The following is a 15,845-nucleotide window of genomic DNA, read 5'->3' as shown; positions in this document are numbered from 1 at the left end:
TCCAAGCAATTTTTTTTAATTTCATATTTCAGCCCGCAGTCCAAAATGTAATGTTCAGCTTTTCCAGCAGCACTGATAAAGTATAGAATTGAGTTTCTCCGCTTTTAACAGCTATCCAGACAATGCACGCTTACAGTTTCAAGGATTTTTCAGATAAAATTTTGCAGCATTCCATTGATGAATTGACACACTCATCCATATTGCACCTTGGAACATCTGGAAATTTGGACAGTTATTATGCTCCTTTTGATGCAATCAATACTGAGGCAAAAATTGTACTGGTCGGCATCTGCCCAGGTCAGCTGCAATGGCGCAATGCTTTGCAAACGGCGCAAGATGCCCTCAAGCAAGGATTAGATACAGATGAGATTCTCAAGCTGGCAAAAGCCGCCAGCGCTTTCAGCGGGCCTATGCGCAAAAATTTAGTTAAAATCTTAGATTCTATTGACCTGCCGCAGGTGCTTGGCATTTCAGGAACGGAACTTTTATTTAATGAACAGCAGTCTTTGGTTCATATGACTTCTGTGCTGCATCAATGCATTCTCGTCAAAGGTAAAAATTATACTGGCGCCAATCCCAATATGCTGAAGAATGACTTTTTAAACCAGCATATAAAAACGTACTTCTTGCCTGAAATTGCACAATTGCCTAACGCCATCTATATCCCTTTCGGTTCCAGTGCAGTTGAAGTGCTTTATGCTTTATCAAACTTAGGCTATTTACGTGAAGAACAAATTTTGGACGGTTTTCCGCATCCTTCTGGCGCCAATGCTGAACGCATTAAATACTTTTTAGGTGAAAAAACGGCGGCCGAATTATCACCGGCGACCAACGCAGTGATGATTGATCAAGCAAAGAACCGGCTTTTAGATAAGATAAAGAAGCTAAATTTGCCTTAAGCATGCAAAATCATACGTTTGACGGGTATGCACAGTAATCATTCTGAATTTTTTGCTGCCCTACAGTGCATCAAAATGACAATTTGACAGCACGCAATTGAATTAAGATGAATTAAAACAAATACTTAAAAATATATCTATCAAATGCATATCCAATAATGTGATTAATTTTACTTTTTATTATTTATATGTGATTATAGCCAGCAAAATAAATACAGCTTAATAAAAATAAAGTTTTATAGGATTAAAAATGAAAAACTGTCTGCTTATTGCCTGCCTCACAGCATTGCTGTCAGGCTGTATTGTTGTGCCGTCTAAATCAGGCTCAACGCCAGCATCCATCGCGCAAGGAGTTAAAGCTGTTGAAAACTCTAAAGCTGTGACGCGTACGACAACACGTGGCCCGCTGCTTTGTGAAAATATTCCCGGCTGTCCGGAACTCGCAATTGATTGGACTAAACGCCAAGGCGCAAACGATCTTTCCATTCACATTTACAGCCCGAACCAAATAGAGTTAAACGAATTTACGTTTGTTGTTGATGGTAAAAAATACTCTTACAGCACCATCGGCGCTGCATCATACCGTCAGTTAGAAAATTCGAATGTCATTGATTCATCAAATACCGTGCATGTGCCATCAAGCCTTTTGACCCGCTTTAGAAATGCAAAAGATATTCAGGTGCTGCTCAGCTCGAATCAAGGAGACATTTCACATGCTATGCTGAGTAATGGCACTCCATCAAAAGCTTACCGCTTATTCCTTCGCGCATATTGAGGCAAAACCTTTCTGCACTTAAAAACGCTCGCAAATTTTTTAAATGTTCCTTTGGCGCATTAGTTAATGCGCCTTTTCTACTCAATGAAAATTATTTATTCCATCCTTCACACTGCTAAGCCGTCAGGCTGCCTATTTTTTTCTGTAAATGCACTAAGTGCAAATCGACAAGCGGCACGCCTACATTGGCATCTATCGGATAATTTTCAATATTCAATGTTCTCGTATAACCGCACCGCTCATAAAAGGCAATAAGCTCAGATCTGACATTCAATACATGCATGTCCAGCACTTTAATTTCAGAATAATTCTGCTCAACGTAACGCTCTGCAAAATTCAACAGCGCCTTGCCTAGCCCCATATTCTGCAAAAATGGATCTACACAAAAACTGCCGATTTCAAGAGAATTTAAATTTTTTGTTAATCCTATGCATCCCAATATGCGCAATGGATTCTGTAGCTTTCCCTCTAATACCCAAATCTCAAAATTAGGCTGCCTCATGCTTTCCTGCAATTGTGCCTGGCTTATCCGCAAACCATCTACAATAGCAGCTTCATTGGTCCAGCTTTGGCCCGTATTGCTGCGGTATGCCTGATTTATCATTTCAGTCAGGTAAGCCAAGTCATCCACGTGCGCCAGTCTAAAATTCGGCTTTATCATATTTCTACTGCAATTTTTTCTAATGTATTGTTCTTTTATAGCGCATCATGCGTCTCTTTAAAATAAAAGGCCAGACAATTGTCTGGCCTTTTTAGCATCAAAATGATAATCAGTTGGGCTCAATCGGCGCAAATGGCGCAATCACATCAGCATTTTGCGCGCGATGGCGCATGAAGTGATCCATCAGCACTATGGCCAGCATAGCTTCTGCAATAGGTGTGGCTCGCACGCCAACACAAGGATCATGGCGGCCTTTGGTCAGCACATCGGCATTTTCACGATTGATCGTGATGGTTTTACCTGGCGTGGTAATTGAAGCTGTCGGCTTCAATGCTATGGCAACACGAATGTCCTGACCGCTCGAAATTCCGCCCAATATGCCGCCCGCATGGTTCGCAAGAAATCCATCCGTCGTCAACTCATCACGTGTTTCGTGGCCAAACTGCTCGGCAACGCCAAAACCGTCACCGATTTCTACACCTTTTACCGCATTGATGGACATCATGGCATGTGCAATGTCTGCATCTAAACGGTCAAATACAGGTTCACCCCAGCCTACAGGCACTTTCGATGCAATAATTTCTAATTTTGCACCGCAGCTGGTGCCTTGTTCACGAAGTGAAGTGACCAAGGCTTCAAAACGAGGCACAGCATCTGCATCACCGCAGAAAAATGGATTATTCGGAACTTCATTCCAATCCAGTTTTTCAGCTTTTTCAGTACCGATTTGAGTCACATGCCCGCGGATTTCAATGCCGAATTTTTCAAATAGACATTTCTTCGCAATTGCGCCAGCAGCAACACGCATCGCAGTTTCACGTGCGCTAGAACGTCCGCCGCCCCGGTAATCACGGAAGCCGTACTTTTGCGTATACGTATAATCGGCATGGCCGGGGCGGAAAGTATGAGCAATATTGCCGTAATCTTTAGATTTTTGATCGGTATTGCGGATCAGCAGGCCAATAGATGTACCCGTTGTTTTACCTTCAAAAATACCTGAAATGATTTCTACCTCATCCGGCTCTTTGCGTTGGGTTGCAAATTTAGATGTGCCTGGCTTGCGGCGGTCCAAATCTTTTTGCAAATCTTCTGCAGACAGCGCGAGGCCTGGCGGAACACCGTCCACAATGGCCATTAATCCTGCGCCATGTGATTCGCCGCAGGTCGTCACACGGAATAATTGCCCTATACTATTGCCAGCCATGTTTAACGGCTCCTTAAGCTTGAATAGATTGGAGGAATAAATCTCTGTATGTACGGCACTGCTCGGCCGTTAAAGCGAAAATACCGGTACCGCCTTTTTGAAACTGCAGCCAGTGAAAATCAACGGTGTTGAAATTTTGACGCATCGCCCATTCAGAATTGCCGACTTCGATCACAATCAAACCGTCTTCGGTTAAATAATCAGCAGCCTGAGCCAGCATTTTACGCACCAAATCCAGACCATCTTGACCGGCAGCCAATGCTAATTCAGGTTCATGATGGAATTCTTCAGGTAAGTCCGCCATATCTTCCGCATCTACATATGGAGGATTCGACACGATTAAATCATATTGATTTTCAGCTGGAATTTTTTCAAACAAATCAGATTCAAGCAATCCAATCTGATACTGCTTATCATGATGTTCACAGTTAATTTGAGCAACTTCCAACGCTTCTTTCGATAAGTCAGTTGCATCCACTTCTGATTCAGGGAATGCATAAGCCAGCGCAATAGCGATACAGCCTGAACCTGTGCACATATCTAAAATGCGCTGCGGCGTTTTAGGGTGTGGATTTTCCGGCAAGTTGTTAACGGCTGCGCCAATTTCACCATTTTCACCCAAGCAATATGGAGCAAAACGGTTTTCTATCAGCTCTGCAATTGGTGAACGCGGAATCAGTACCCGCTCATCCACATAAAATGGCTTGCCAAAGAAATACGCCAAATTCAATAGATATGACGTTGGAACTTTTTCATTGATGCGGCGTTCCAGCAGCGCCAAGAATTCAGCAGCTTCGCTAGGCAGCACTTTGGCGTCTAGAATTTCAGGATTGGCATTCCAGTCCAATGACAAAGTTTGCAACACCAGTGCTGAACTTTCAGCAAAATAATCTTCTGTACCTTGACCTAAATGTGCATCGTATTGACGTAAAGCTGAAACACCAAAACGGATAAAATCACGAATAGTTGTTAAATTTTCAGCGGCTTCCTGCATATGTTCAGGGCTAATAGTCGGTCGATCCACTTAAGGCGTCTCCAAGGTCATATTTTTAAACGCCTTATGATACCTTAGTTTTGGTGGTTATATTAAGCTTTCAAACCGAGAATAGTGAATTATTCGAATGTCCGGGTCTTGTTCTTATAAAATTCAGCCCGATCTGCAGTCATGCCTAAAATGCATTTCTGCTGCTGAATAACGGCATGCACCGAAACTGTATTTGAACCGCAAACGTTATTAACGCGGAATGCCCACAGCTTATGCTGTGTTATATAATTCGCTTCAAACTCACCTGAATTTTTCAAATATTTTTTATAGTATTTATCTAAGCTTTTTTGCTGAATTTTTAATTCATCTTTAATACAATCTTGAATTGTATCTGTATTTCCATAAGTACCTGTCATGCACTGCTGATATTTTTTGGTTACGCCAGCTGCAAACACAGAGCTTGTACTTAAAGCCGCGAGGCTGATGAACATTAAACCCCAAAAACGCATTATTATCCCCTTGCCTGAATAGAAGGCATATCACAAAAGCTTTTCTTTTAATTTCTCAAATACTACAGGATTCAATTGTAGAATTGAACAATGAAAGCCTGAAATACGAAGCAAAAATTCTGACCGGCATTTTATTCACATTTAAAAAATCTGCCTGCACATTGAAACCCCAAATAAAGCCCTCATTTATTTTGAATAATTGCCACTTTAAACAGCATTCTTTACTTATGAGCTACAAACACAATAACCTGATGGCGATGCGTCAAAGTTACTGGAATGATTCACTCTCTCCCAAAGTCATTGAAGAAAAACAGTACTTTCAGCAGGTTCTAATTGAAAACGGCATTTTCACCATGCCTACTTTGGAAGATGCAAAACATCTGTTTTTTAGCCTGCCCAGCATTATTATTGTGAAAGGCTACGCAAGCGGCTTTAAGCATCAATCTGTCAAAAAGCTTATTTGCCAGCATGTGCAGGACAACAAACTGCTTTTGCAGCAAAAATCAGAAATGAAAATTAAATTTAATATTTAAGCAATCCACTGCCTTTCTTTTAAGCAGTTTCATTCTTTAAGCTGCATAACTTTACTGGTTATTCAGCACGTTAAACTTTTTTAATACGCGCAGACACGGTAAGATTCGCTACAATGAATTATTCTGCTATTTGCTGATTAAAGGATTTAGTTTACATGTCAGATCAGAACGATAAGCTCAAACAGCTGAAAACATCTTCAATGGATCGACGCTTATCGATTGCAAAAGCATCTTTGCTGGCAGGAACCCGCTGGGCTGCATCAAATGCTACCTCTATTTTTTCCAGTGAGGAAGAAAAAGAACGTAAACGCAAGAAGGCCATGAAAGAACAGGCGGACTATTTAGTTGCCGAAATTGGCAAGCTAAAAGGTTCAATTGTAAAGATTGGCCAAATGATGGCATTGTATGGCGAGCATTTTCTGCCAGAAGAAATTACGCAAGCCCTAAATACACTGAATAATCAAACAATAGCATTGGCATGGCCTGCAATTAAAGAACAGCTGCATGTTCAGCTGGGTTCTAAGCTAGATGAGCTGACCATAGACCGTGAACCGCTGGGTACTGCATCATTGGCGCAAGTTCACCGTGCAGTCCGTAAATCTGACGGCTTAGAAATTGTTTTAAAAATACAATATCCAGGGGTAGCAGATGCCATAGATTCAGATATGAATCTCTTCCGGAATATGCTGAAACTCACTCGAATGGTGCCGCAAACCCGCGAATTTGATCAATGGTTTGATGAAGTGCGTGAAATGATGCATCGTGAAGTCAATTACAAAATTGAGTCTGAGACTACGCGCCGTTTTGCCTCACGCCTGAAAGATGATCCGCGCTATATCGTCCCGCAGATTATTGATGAATATTGCACCGATCAAGTACTGTGCATGACCTTCGAACGCGGCGTACCCATCAACAGCCCTGTCATGCTGTCTTTGCCGCAAGAACGCCGCAATGCTTTAGGTGAGGCTTCACTTGAAATTGCAGTACGTGAACTGTTTGAATGGGGTGAAATGCAAACCGATCCAAACTTCGGCAACTATTTAGTCCGTTTAGGCAATGGATTAGATGTGCAAGACAAAATTGTGCTGTTGGATTTTGGCGCCATCCGCCAATTTGATCAGCATTTGCTGAAAGTTGCGCACAATCTTATTTTTGCAGGATTTAATCACAATGCTGATGAAATGGTAAATGCAATGACAGGATACAGCTTCTTCGACTCTATTCCGCAAAGCATCAAGCCGGATATGGCCAAAGTTTTCCTGCTGGCGACCGAAGCATTCAGCACCCCGCTCAATAATGCGGACCTGCCTGCCGGCGTAATGGATGAACAGAACCGCTATGACTGGAAAAAAAGCCAGCTGCATAGCCGTGTCATGCAGCAGGCTTCTAAATCGATGGCATCCCGCTATTTCAGTGTTCCACCGAAAGAGTTCATGTTTATCAGCCGGAAATTTATCGGCGCCTACACATTCATGACCGTCATTGAAGCTAAAACCAATGTCAGAAAAATGATCCAAAAATACAAATAAACGGTTTCCGACCTGAATGACCTTTGTCATTCAGGTCAATTCCTATTGTAAATTCCAAAATACGAAAAAAATTAAATAACTAAAAATCAATTTATTAAACATATATTTCTTCAAATGTTATCCGCTCATCAATGACAATGAACTATGTCAGTTTTGACATGGTATTTTTACAATCCGCATGTCAGCATAAATTTAGAAAAACATTTCTTTCTGGAAAAACAAAAATGAATGATATGGTAAATAAAGCGCAAGGATTTGGGCTGTCATTGCTCACAAAAATTGCCGGCAGTGATGTATTAGATCAACTCAAATTAAGAAAATTTGTCGAAAAATCACTGTACCAAGGCTCTAAAGCTGGATTTAAAACACTGAATAAAACTCAAAAGGTATTTAAACCGCAAAATAATATACATAAACAGCGTTTACCAAATCAATCAAAGTCATTATTTGATTTAAGCTTATCTGAAGAACAGCAGATGACTTCGGACGCCATGGCGCAATTTGCGCGAGAAGTGCTTTATCCTTTGGCGCAAAGTGCAGATCAAAATGAAAAATTTCCATCAGAGCTATATCAGTACAGTATTGAACTGGGCCTGAATTTCTATGCATTGCCCGAAGCGCTCGGCGGTGTTGCCGCAGAAAAAAATATCATCAGCAATATCTTAATTGCCGAGCAATTGGCTCAAGGTGACTTTAGCTTAAGTGCCGGCCTGCTTTCCACTTTCAGCGTCATCAATGCGATTACACAATGGGGCTCTGAGCAGATTCAATCCAAATATTTGCCGAGTTTTGCAGAAGATGCTGAAATTCAAGGCAGCTTTGCAGTACAGGAAGCTACACCGGCTTTTAATCCCTTTAAGTTAAAAACGAAAGCCGTTGAAAATAATGGCCTGTACAGCATTACTGGCGAAAAAACACTGGTTTTATTAGGTGAATCGGCTGATGTGCTGCTGGTTTCCGCTGAATTTGAAGGCCGGCCTGATGTATTTGCCGTTACCCGAAATCACTGCATTACTGTCAAAAAGACCCCCGCCATGGGATTAAAAGCCGCAGAAACAGTCACCCTGCATTTTGATAATACACCTGCTGAACGGCTAGGCGATGACGATTTTGATTATGCTGCTTTCTTGAACTTAGGCAATTTAATGTGGTGCGCAATGGCGATTGGCACATGCGAAGCCGTTAAAAAATACTGCATTCAATATGCAAATGAACGCACTGCATTTGGCGAACCTATTTCACACCGTCAAAGCGTTGCCTTCATGATTGCCGATATGGCAATTGAAATTGATGCAATGCGCATGCTGGTATTGAATGCCGCAAGCTTGGCTGAATCCGGCAAGCCTTTCCACCGTGAAGCATACTTGGCGCGCCTGCTCTGCGCAGAAAAATCCATGAAAATTGGCACAGATGGCGTGCAAATTCTTGGCGGTCATGGCTTTACCAAAGAACATCCTGTAGAGCGCTGGTACCGTGACCTGCGCGCGACTGCCATCATGCACTCCGGCCTGCATGCCTAATCAGCATTAAAAGGAATAAATCAATGAACTTGCAAAACCCTAAAAAATTCAAAATGCTTATTGATCAAGCACATGAAGTTGCTCTGAATGTATTGCGCCCAATTTCCCGAAAATATGACAAAGCCGAACATGACTACCCCAAAGAATTAGACATGCTGTCAGCTCTAGTCGATGGCATGAATGAAGGCGGTGATGGCATGAATGCCGGCGCAGCTGTAAATAAGCGCGGTGATACGGATTCTGGCAATAAAAATGGCGTCAATATGTCTACAGCACTCAGCATCATTGAAATGTGTTATGGCGATACAGGACTGCTGCTAAGCATGCCCCGTCAAGGGCTTGGCAACTCAGCAATTGCAGCCGTTGCGAATGAGGAACAGCTGCAACGCTTTAATGGAACATGGGCCGCAATGGCGATTACTGAACCCAATTGCGGTTCTGACTCTGCAGCAATCCGTACGACTGCCATAAAAGATGGCGATGACTATATCCTCAATGGTGAAAAAATTTTTGTTACTTCTGGTGAGCGTGCAGATTCGGTTGTTGTCTGGGCGACATTGGATAAGAAATTAGGACGTTCCGCCATTAAATCTTTTGTCGTGGCAAAAGGAACGCCTGGCATGAAGATTGAACGCTTAGAACACAAACTCGGCATTAAAGCTTCTGATACAGCAGCCATCAGTTTCATCGACTGCCGGGTGCCTGCTGCTAATTTATTGGGAAATGCTGAAATTGATGTTGCCAAGGGATTTGCAGGCGTCATGGAAACCTTTGACAATACCCGTCCACTCGTTGCAGCCATGGCAGTTGGCTGTGCAAAAGCATCGTTAGAACGCATTAAGGAAATCTTTAAAGATGAGCTGAATGAGCAATATGCGACTCCCTATTTACAGACCTCAAATTTAGCCGCTCAAATCTACCATATGGAGGCTGAATGGGAAGCAGCCCGTTTACTGATGCTTAAAGCTGCTTGGATGGCTGACAACAAAAAGCCAAACTCACGTGAAGCCTCAATTGCCAAAGCAAAAGCAGGCCGTGTAAGCAATGAAATTACGCTTAAATGCGTAGAGTTAGCAGCAAGTGTAGGCTATAACGAAGATGAGCTTCTAGAAAAATGGGCACGGGATTCTAAAATTTTAGATATTTTTGAAGGCACGCAGCAAATTCAGCAACTTATTATCGCGCGGCGTGAACTAGGAAAATCTTCCAGCGAACTCAAATAACTTTTTTCAAAGCACTAAGCTAAGCTATTCTTAATTTCATTTAAAGATGGATTTTTACAGTAAAACATACTATAACAATCCATCTTTACTGTTTTTTATCCCAAACTTTATATGTACAAAATCCGCACTATTGAACAAAAAGACAATGCTCAAATTGCCAGTGTCATCCGTGAAGTTTCGGAAGAATTCGGACTTGCTGCCGAATCTGGCTTTGCAGTTGCAGACCCCATATTGGATAACCTTTATGACGTTTACCAACAGAAAAATGCACACTATTGGGTGATTGAAAACAATCACGGAGTCATTTTAGGCGGTGGAGGCATTTCCCCGCTACAGGGTGATTCTAATATTTTAGAAATACAAAAAATGTACTTTAGTGCTGAAATTCGCGGTCATGGATTTGCAAAGCAAATTTTATCCCTTGCTTTTGAATTTGCCGCAAAACATGGCATTCATTTTTGCTATTTAGAAACCACCACCAATTTATGGCAGGCAGTTAAACTCTACGAAAAACTGGGTTTCCAGCATTTATCTGCCCCCAAAGGCAATACTGGACATAGCCATGCCTGTGAAATCTGGATGCTGAAAAGTTTAATATAAGCTGCTCAACCGCAGCTTATGATTTTCTTAGCAAACAATTTTCGCCATTACTCATGGCAACTGTGTTCGCTTAACAAATTCAACACAGCTTCAGCTTTCGAAACAATTGACTGCTCACATAATGCTGAATAATATTTTGAATTAATTTAAAGACTCGACAGTAAATATTTTGTTCACTTCAATTCAGCAACCAAAATACATAAATATGCTTCATTTTTCCAAAAACATCACTGTGAAATCATTATGCATGCTGATTACAGCAACCGTTTTTACAGGCTGCTCATCTCTTGGCGGTGGATCAGTTGAGAAACGCGCGGCAAAACTTTCTGCAGGAATCCAACGCGCCTATTCAGTTGATCCTAATATGGCTAATCGCGTATCGCCAATGATTGTACAAAGTGCTGAACGCTATGATTTAGATCCATTGCTTTTAGCTGCTGTAATTAGACAAGAATCAAGTTACCGCAGTTATGCTTCATCACCTGCTGGTGCAGTTGGACTGACACAGATTATTCCCCGCTATTGGCAAAACAACTGTCCTGGTGATTTATTTGACGAATACACTAATATTCAATGTGGAAGCTATATTATTGCCCGCTATAAAAATACAGCTGGTGAATGGCCTAAAGCATTAGCCTATTACAATGTTGGACCAACTGGGTATAACTCTGACCGGGGTATGAAAAAGCAAGGCAAACGCTATGCTAAACAAGTTAAACAGCATCAGAAAATTTTAAAAAGCGCTTTATAGAGTTATTAGAGAAGAAGCTTACATCGGAATCCACGTGATGCGTAGTATGACTGCGCACCATTATGATATGTAAATACATGCCCATATCGATTATCGCAAAATATAGCTCCGCCCTTTCTTCGAATAGCTGAAGGGGTTAATACCCAGCTGGATGATTTTAAATCAAACTTAAATTCTTCCTGTAGCGCTCTATATTCATGTTCTGTTAAAAGTGTTACACCCATTTCTTCAGACATACCGCGGGCAATTATTTGCTATTTTTCTTTATTTCGCATAAAAAAACACCCCCTGCACTAGTCAGGGGGTGTTTTCGAATAATGAGCTGGCGATGACTTACTCTCACATGGGTAACCCCACACTACCATCAGCGCTAAGAGGTTTCACTTCTGAGTTCGGGAAGGGATCAGGTGGTTCACTCTTGCTATTGTCGCCAGCACAACTGTTATGACTTTGCATTTGGTCTTATCTTTTCAGTGCCGTTGCTTGGTCAAATGAGTTATTAACAGAAGTACTTGAGTTCATTTAATTTGTTCATTGTATCTAGCTTTTTAACTAAATCAAGTTTGATTGATTATATGTGAATCAATTGAAGCATGATATACAGCTGCTTGGGCGTTGTATAGTCAAGCCTCACGAGCAATTAGTACTGGTCAGCTTCATGCGTCACCGCACTTCCACATCCAGCCTATCAACGTCGTAGTCTTCAACGGCTCTTTAGAGGACATAAAGTCCTAGGGAAATCTTATCTTGAGGTAGGCTTCCCGCTTAGATGCTTTCAGCGGTTATCCCTTCCGAACATAGCTACCCGGCGATGCGACTGGCGTCACAACCGGTACACCAGAGGTTCGTCCACTCTGGTCCTCTCGTACTAGGAGCAGATCCTCTCAAATTTCCAGCGCCCACGGTAGATAGGGACCGAACTGTCTCACGACGTTCTAAACCCAGCTCGCGTACCTCTTTAAATGGCGAACAGCCATACCCTTGGGACCTGCTTCAGCCCCAGGATGAGATGAGCCGACATCGAGGTGCCAAACACCGCCGTCGATATGAACTCTTGGGCGGTATCAGCCTGTTATCCCCAGAGTACCTTTTATCCGTTGAGCGATGGCCCTTCCATACAGAACCACCGGATCACTAAGACCTACTTTCGTACCTGCTCGACTTGTGGGTCTCGCAGTTAAGCGCGCTTTTGCCTTTATACTCTACGCGTGATTTCCGACCACGCTGAGCGCACCTTCGTACTCCTCCGTTACTCTTTAGGAGGAGACCGCCCCAGTCAAACTACCCACCAGACATGGTCCTCGCTCCAGATTATGGAGCAGAGTTAGAACCTCAATATTACCAGGGTGGTATTTCAAGATTGGCTCCACCGCAACTAGCGTCGCGGTTTCAAAGCCTCCCACCTATCCTACACAAGTAAGATCAAAGTTCAATGTCAAGCTGCAGTAAAGGTTCACGGGGTCTTTCCGTCTAGCCGCGGGTACACCGCATCTTCACGGCGATTTCGATTTCACTGAGCCTCTGCTGGAGACAGCGCCCCCATCATTATGCCATTCGTGCAGGTCGGAACTTACCCGACAAGGAATTTCGCTACCTTAGGACCGTTATAGTTACGGCCGCCGTTTACTGGGGCTTCGATCAAGAGCTTCGCTTACGCTAACCCCATCAATTAACCTTCCAGCACCGGGCAGGCATCACACCCTATACGTCCACTTTCGTGTTTGCAGAGTGCTATGTTTTTAATAAACAGTTGCAGGGGCCTGGTTTCTGTGGCTGCCAGCAGCTCAAGAAGCAAGTTCTATCACCGCCGGCAGCGTACCTTCTCCCGAAGTTACGGTACCATTTTGCCTAGTTCCTTCAGCAGAGTTCTCTCAAGCGCTTTGGTCTACTCGACCTGACCACCTGTGTCGGTTTCGGGTACGATTCCTGTGCAACTGAAGCTTAGAGACTTTTCCTGGAAGCATAGTATCAGCCACTTCACTGTACAAGTACAGCTTGCTATCAGATCTCAGCATAGAGTACCCCGGATTTGCCTAAGATACATGCCTACATCCTTTCACCTGGACAACCAACGCCAGGCTGACTTAACTTACTCCGTCCTCTCATCGCATTACACAGAAGTATTGGAATATTAACCAATTTCCCATCGACTACGCCTCTCGGCCTCGCCTTAGGGGTCGACTCACCCAGCCCCGATTAACGTTGGACTGGAACCCTTGGTCTTTCAGCGAACGGGTTTTTCACCCGTTTTGTCGTTACTCACGTCAGCATTCGCACTTCTGATACCTCCAGCAGACTTCTCAATCCACCTTCATCGGCTTACAGAACGCTCCCCTACCACTTGCAATAAATTGCAAATCCGCAGCTTCGGCATATAGTTTTAGCCCCGTTACATCTTCCGCGCAGGCCGACTCGACTAGTGAGCTATTACGCTTTCTTTAAAGGGTGGCTGCTTCTAAGCCAACCTCCTAGCTGTCTATGCCTTCCCACATCGTTTCCCACTTAACTATAATTTTGGGGCCTTAGCTGGCGGTCTGGATTGTTTTCCTCTTGACTACGGACGTTAGCACCCGCAGTCTGTCTCCCGGATAGTACTCATTGGTATTCGGAGTTTGCATCGGTTTGGTAAGTCGGGATGACCCCCTAGCCGAAACAGTGCTCTACCCCCAATGGTATTCGTCCGAGGCGCTACCTAAATAGCTTTCGGGGAGAACCAGCTATCACCGAGTTTGATTAGCCTTTCACCCCTATCCACAAGTCATCCCCTGGCTTTTCAACGACAGTGGGTTCGGTCCTCCAGTTAGTGTTACCCAACCTTCAACCTGCTCATGGATAGATCACCCGGTTTCGGGTCTACACCCAGCAACTAAACGCCCTATTAAGACTCGATTTCTCTACGGCTCCCCTATTCGGTTAACCTCGCTACTGAATGTAAGTCGCTGACCCATTATACAAAAGGTACGCAGTCACCGGACTAAGCCGGCTCCCACTGCTTGTATGCATGCGGTTTCAGGATCTATTTCACTCCCCTCACAGGGGTTCTTTTCGCCTTTCCCTCACGGTACTGGTTCACTATCGGTCAGTCAGGAGTATTTAGCCTTGGAGGATGGTCCCCCCATATTCAGACAAGGTTTCACGTGCCTCGCCCTACTCGACATCATCATATAAGCCCTTTCGTGTACAGGACTATCACCCACTATGGTTGCACTTCCCAGAGCATTCCACTAGAACTTATATGACTTAATGGGCTGTTCCCCGTTCGCTCGCCGCTACTGAGGGAATCTCAATTGATTTCTTTTCCTAAGGGTACTGAGATGTTTCACTTCCCCTCGTTCGCCTCATACACCTATGTATTCAGTGTATGATACCTGCCTTATGACAGGTGGGTTTCCCCATTCAGAAATCTCCGGATCACAGGATATTTGCCGCCTCCCCGGAGCTTATCGCAGGCTATTACGTCTTTCATCGCCTCTGACTGCCAAGGCATCCACCACATGCACTTAATTACTTGACTATACAACCCCAAACAGCCGACGATGCCTACAAGTAGCATCTTCAACATTTTAGTTCAGAGTTCTGTGAACTTAATCACTGTACAGCTTCAATTAGATTCATATACCAAAACGCTTGATTCAGTTAATTTCGCTAGTAACTCATTTCATTCAACATTAACAATTGCTTGTTAAGTTAACTAAAACGAGTATGAACAAATTATTTCAACTCAAATATATTCTGTTAATGATTTTTCCAGCCTTCGTCAGGTCAGGAAACCGTGATAAATCACAGAGATTATCAAGTCCGCGTATCATAACGCTTATACTTGCTAATCTCTAGGATCTAAAACTTCGTTTGCTTAAGGACTAAACTAACAGCCTTTTGACTGTTCATTTATTAACTTAACCATATCGCAAAGCGATATATGGTGGAGACTAGGAGAGTCGAACTCCTGACCTCCTGCGTGCAAAGCAGGCGCTCTACCAACTAAGCTAAGTCCCCAGCTTATCATCTAGATTCAATGCATCTTCTTTCTGTACAGCTAGTCAGAATGGTGGGTCTGACAAGACTTGAACTTGTGACCCCACGCTTATCAAGCGTGTGCTCTAACCAACTGAGCTACAGACCCTCAGATACATCAATGAAGAACAACTTGTTGTGGATTCTTACCGGTCGTCAATCTTTCGTTAAGGAGGTGATCCAGCCGCAGGTTCCCCTACGGCTACCTTGTTACGACTTCACCCCAGTCATCGGCCACACCGTGGTAAGCGTCCTCCTTGCGGTTAGACTACCTACTTCTGGTGCAACAAATTCCCATGGTGTGACGGGCGGTGTGTACAAGGCCCGGGAACGTATTCACCGCGGCATTCTGATCCGCGATTACTAGCGATTCCGACTTCATGGAGTCGAGTTGCAGACTCCAATCCGGACTACGATCGGCTTTTTGAGATTAGCATCCTATCGCTAGGTAGCAACCCTTTGTACCGACCATTGTAGCACGTGTGTAGCCCTGGTCGTAAGGGCCATGATGACTTGACGTCGTCCCCGCCTTCCTCCAGTTTGTCACTGGCAGTATCCTTAAAGTTCCCGGCTTAACCCGCTGGCAAATAAGGAAAAGGGTTGCGCTCGTTGCGGGACTTAACCCAACATCTCACGACACGA

At 43.6% G+C, this 15,845-nt stretch carries 12 protein-coding genes, 2 tRNA genes, 3 rRNA genes and 1 pseudogene; 8 read left to right on the top strand and 10 right to left on the bottom strand.

Annotated features, from left to right (window positions below; translation table 11 throughout):
- Window positions 1–122: 122 nt before the first annotated feature.
- Window positions 123–899: a uracil-DNA glycosylase family protein gene (locus F941_RS07105; protein ID WP_005009537.1), complete on the top strand. Its 777-nt coding sequence runs from the start codon at window positions 123–125 to the stop codon at window positions 897–899.
- A 250-nt stretch (window positions 900–1,149) separates the two neighbouring features.
- A complete protein-coding gene (locus F941_RS07100; RefSeq protein WP_005009533.1) occupies window positions 1,150–1,674 on the top strand; it encodes a hypothetical protein in 525 nt (174 codons plus the stop codon).
- A 115-nt stretch (window positions 1,675–1,789) separates the two neighbouring features.
- Here F941_RS07100 and F941_RS07095 read toward each other — a convergent pair whose 3' ends face one another.
- The 4 genes from F941_RS07095 to F941_RS07080 form a co-directional block, all read right to left on the bottom strand.
- Complete coding sequence (locus F941_RS07095) at window positions 1,790–2,335, bottom strand: GNAT family N-acetyltransferase (RefSeq protein WP_005009531.1); 546 nt, start codon at window positions 2,333–2,335, stop codon at window positions 1,790–1,792.
- Window positions 2,336–2,444: 109 nt separating this feature from the next.
- A complete protein-coding gene (gene aroC / locus F941_RS07090) occupies window positions 2,445–3,539 on the bottom strand; it encodes a chorismate synthase (protein ID WP_005009530.1) in 1,095 nt (364 codons plus the stop codon).
- 13 nt (window positions 3,540–3,552) lie between these two features.
- On the bottom strand, window positions 3,553–4,563 hold the full coding sequence (gene prmB, locus F941_RS07085; RefSeq protein WP_005009529.1) for a 50S ribosomal protein L3 N(5)-glutamine methyltransferase: 1,011 nt from the start codon (window positions 4,561–4,563) through the stop codon (window positions 3,553–3,555).
- Window positions 4,564–4,652: 89 nt separating this feature from the next.
- Window positions 4,653–5,033: a lysozyme inhibitor LprI family protein gene (locus F941_RS07080; protein ID WP_005009528.1), complete on the bottom strand. Its 381-nt coding sequence runs from the start codon at window positions 5,031–5,033 to the stop codon at window positions 4,653–4,655.
- 227 nt (window positions 5,034–5,260) lie between these two features.
- On the opposite strand from F941_RS07080, the gene F941_RS07075 reads away from it, so the two are divergent.
- The 6 genes from F941_RS07075 (at window position 5,261) to F941_RS07050 (ending at window position 11,189) form a co-directional block, all read left to right on the top strand.
- Window positions 5,261–5,566 carry a hypothetical protein gene (locus F941_RS07075; RefSeq protein ID WP_005009521.1) on the top strand — a complete coding sequence of 102 codons (306 nt, stop codon included), beginning with the start codon at window positions 5,261–5,263 and terminating at the stop codon, window positions 5,564–5,566.
- 155 nt (window positions 5,567–5,721) lie between these two features.
- Window positions 5,722–7,095 (top strand): ABC1 kinase family protein, encoded by a 1,374-nt coding sequence (locus tag F941_RS07070; RefSeq protein ID WP_005009516.1) that lies wholly within the window; start codon window positions 5,722–5,724, stop codon window positions 7,093–7,095.
- 233 nt (window positions 7,096–7,328) lie between these two features.
- A complete protein-coding gene (locus tag F941_RS07065) occupies window positions 7,329–8,615 on the top strand; it encodes an acyl-CoA dehydrogenase family protein (protein WP_171065519.1) in 1,287 nt (428 codons plus the stop codon).
- A gap of 23 nt (window positions 8,616–8,638) precedes the next feature.
- Complete coding sequence (locus F941_RS07060) at window positions 8,639–9,838, top strand: acyl-CoA dehydrogenase family protein (RefSeq protein WP_005009512.1); 1,200 nt, start codon at window positions 8,639–8,641, stop codon at window positions 9,836–9,838.
- 111 nt (window positions 9,839–9,949) lie between these two features.
- Window positions 9,950–10,438 (top strand): GNAT family N-acetyltransferase, encoded by a 489-nt coding sequence (locus tag F941_RS07055; protein WP_005009510.1) that lies wholly within the window; start codon window positions 9,950–9,952, stop codon window positions 10,436–10,438.
- Window positions 10,439–10,685: 247 nt separating this feature from the next.
- A complete protein-coding gene (locus F941_RS07050; protein WP_005009505.1) occupies window positions 10,686–11,189 on the top strand; it encodes a lytic transglycosylase domain-containing protein in 504 nt (167 codons plus the stop codon).
- Window positions 11,190–11,194: 5 nt separating this feature from the next.
- Here F941_RS07050 and F941_RS16205 read toward each other — a convergent pair.
- From F941_RS16205 to F941_RS07025, 6 genes and pseudogenes are all read right to left on the bottom strand, one after another.
- Window positions 11,195–11,419 (bottom strand): annotated as a pseudogene (locus tag F941_RS16205) (DUF4256 domain-containing protein); the annotation flags it as partial.
- A gap of 90 nt (window positions 11,420–11,509) precedes the next feature.
- Window positions 11,510–11,624: ribosomal RNA gene (rrf, locus tag F941_RS07045) — 5S ribosomal RNA — on the bottom strand.
- 184 nt (window positions 11,625–11,808) lie between these two features.
- Window positions 11,809–14,703, bottom strand: a 23S ribosomal RNA gene (locus F941_RS07040).
- Between the two features lie 406 nt (window positions 14,704–15,109).
- Window positions 15,110–15,185, bottom strand: a tRNA-Ala gene (locus F941_RS07035).
- 50 nt (window positions 15,186–15,235) lie between these two features.
- A tRNA-Ile gene (locus F941_RS07030) sits at window positions 15,236–15,312 on the bottom strand.
- A 59-nt stretch (window positions 15,313–15,371) separates the two neighbouring features.
- A 16S ribosomal RNA gene (locus F941_RS07025) occupies window positions 15,372–15,845 on the bottom strand; the annotation flags it as partial.

Origin of the sequence: Acinetobacter bouvetii DSM 14964 = CIP 107468 (genome assembly GCF_000368865.1) — a bacterium.
Taxonomy (GTDB): domain Bacteria; phylum Pseudomonadota; class Gammaproteobacteria; order Pseudomonadales; family Moraxellaceae; genus Acinetobacter; species Acinetobacter bouvetii.
Note: the sequence above shows the minus strand (reverse complement) of the source record. Positions and strands in the feature narration are given on the sequence as shown.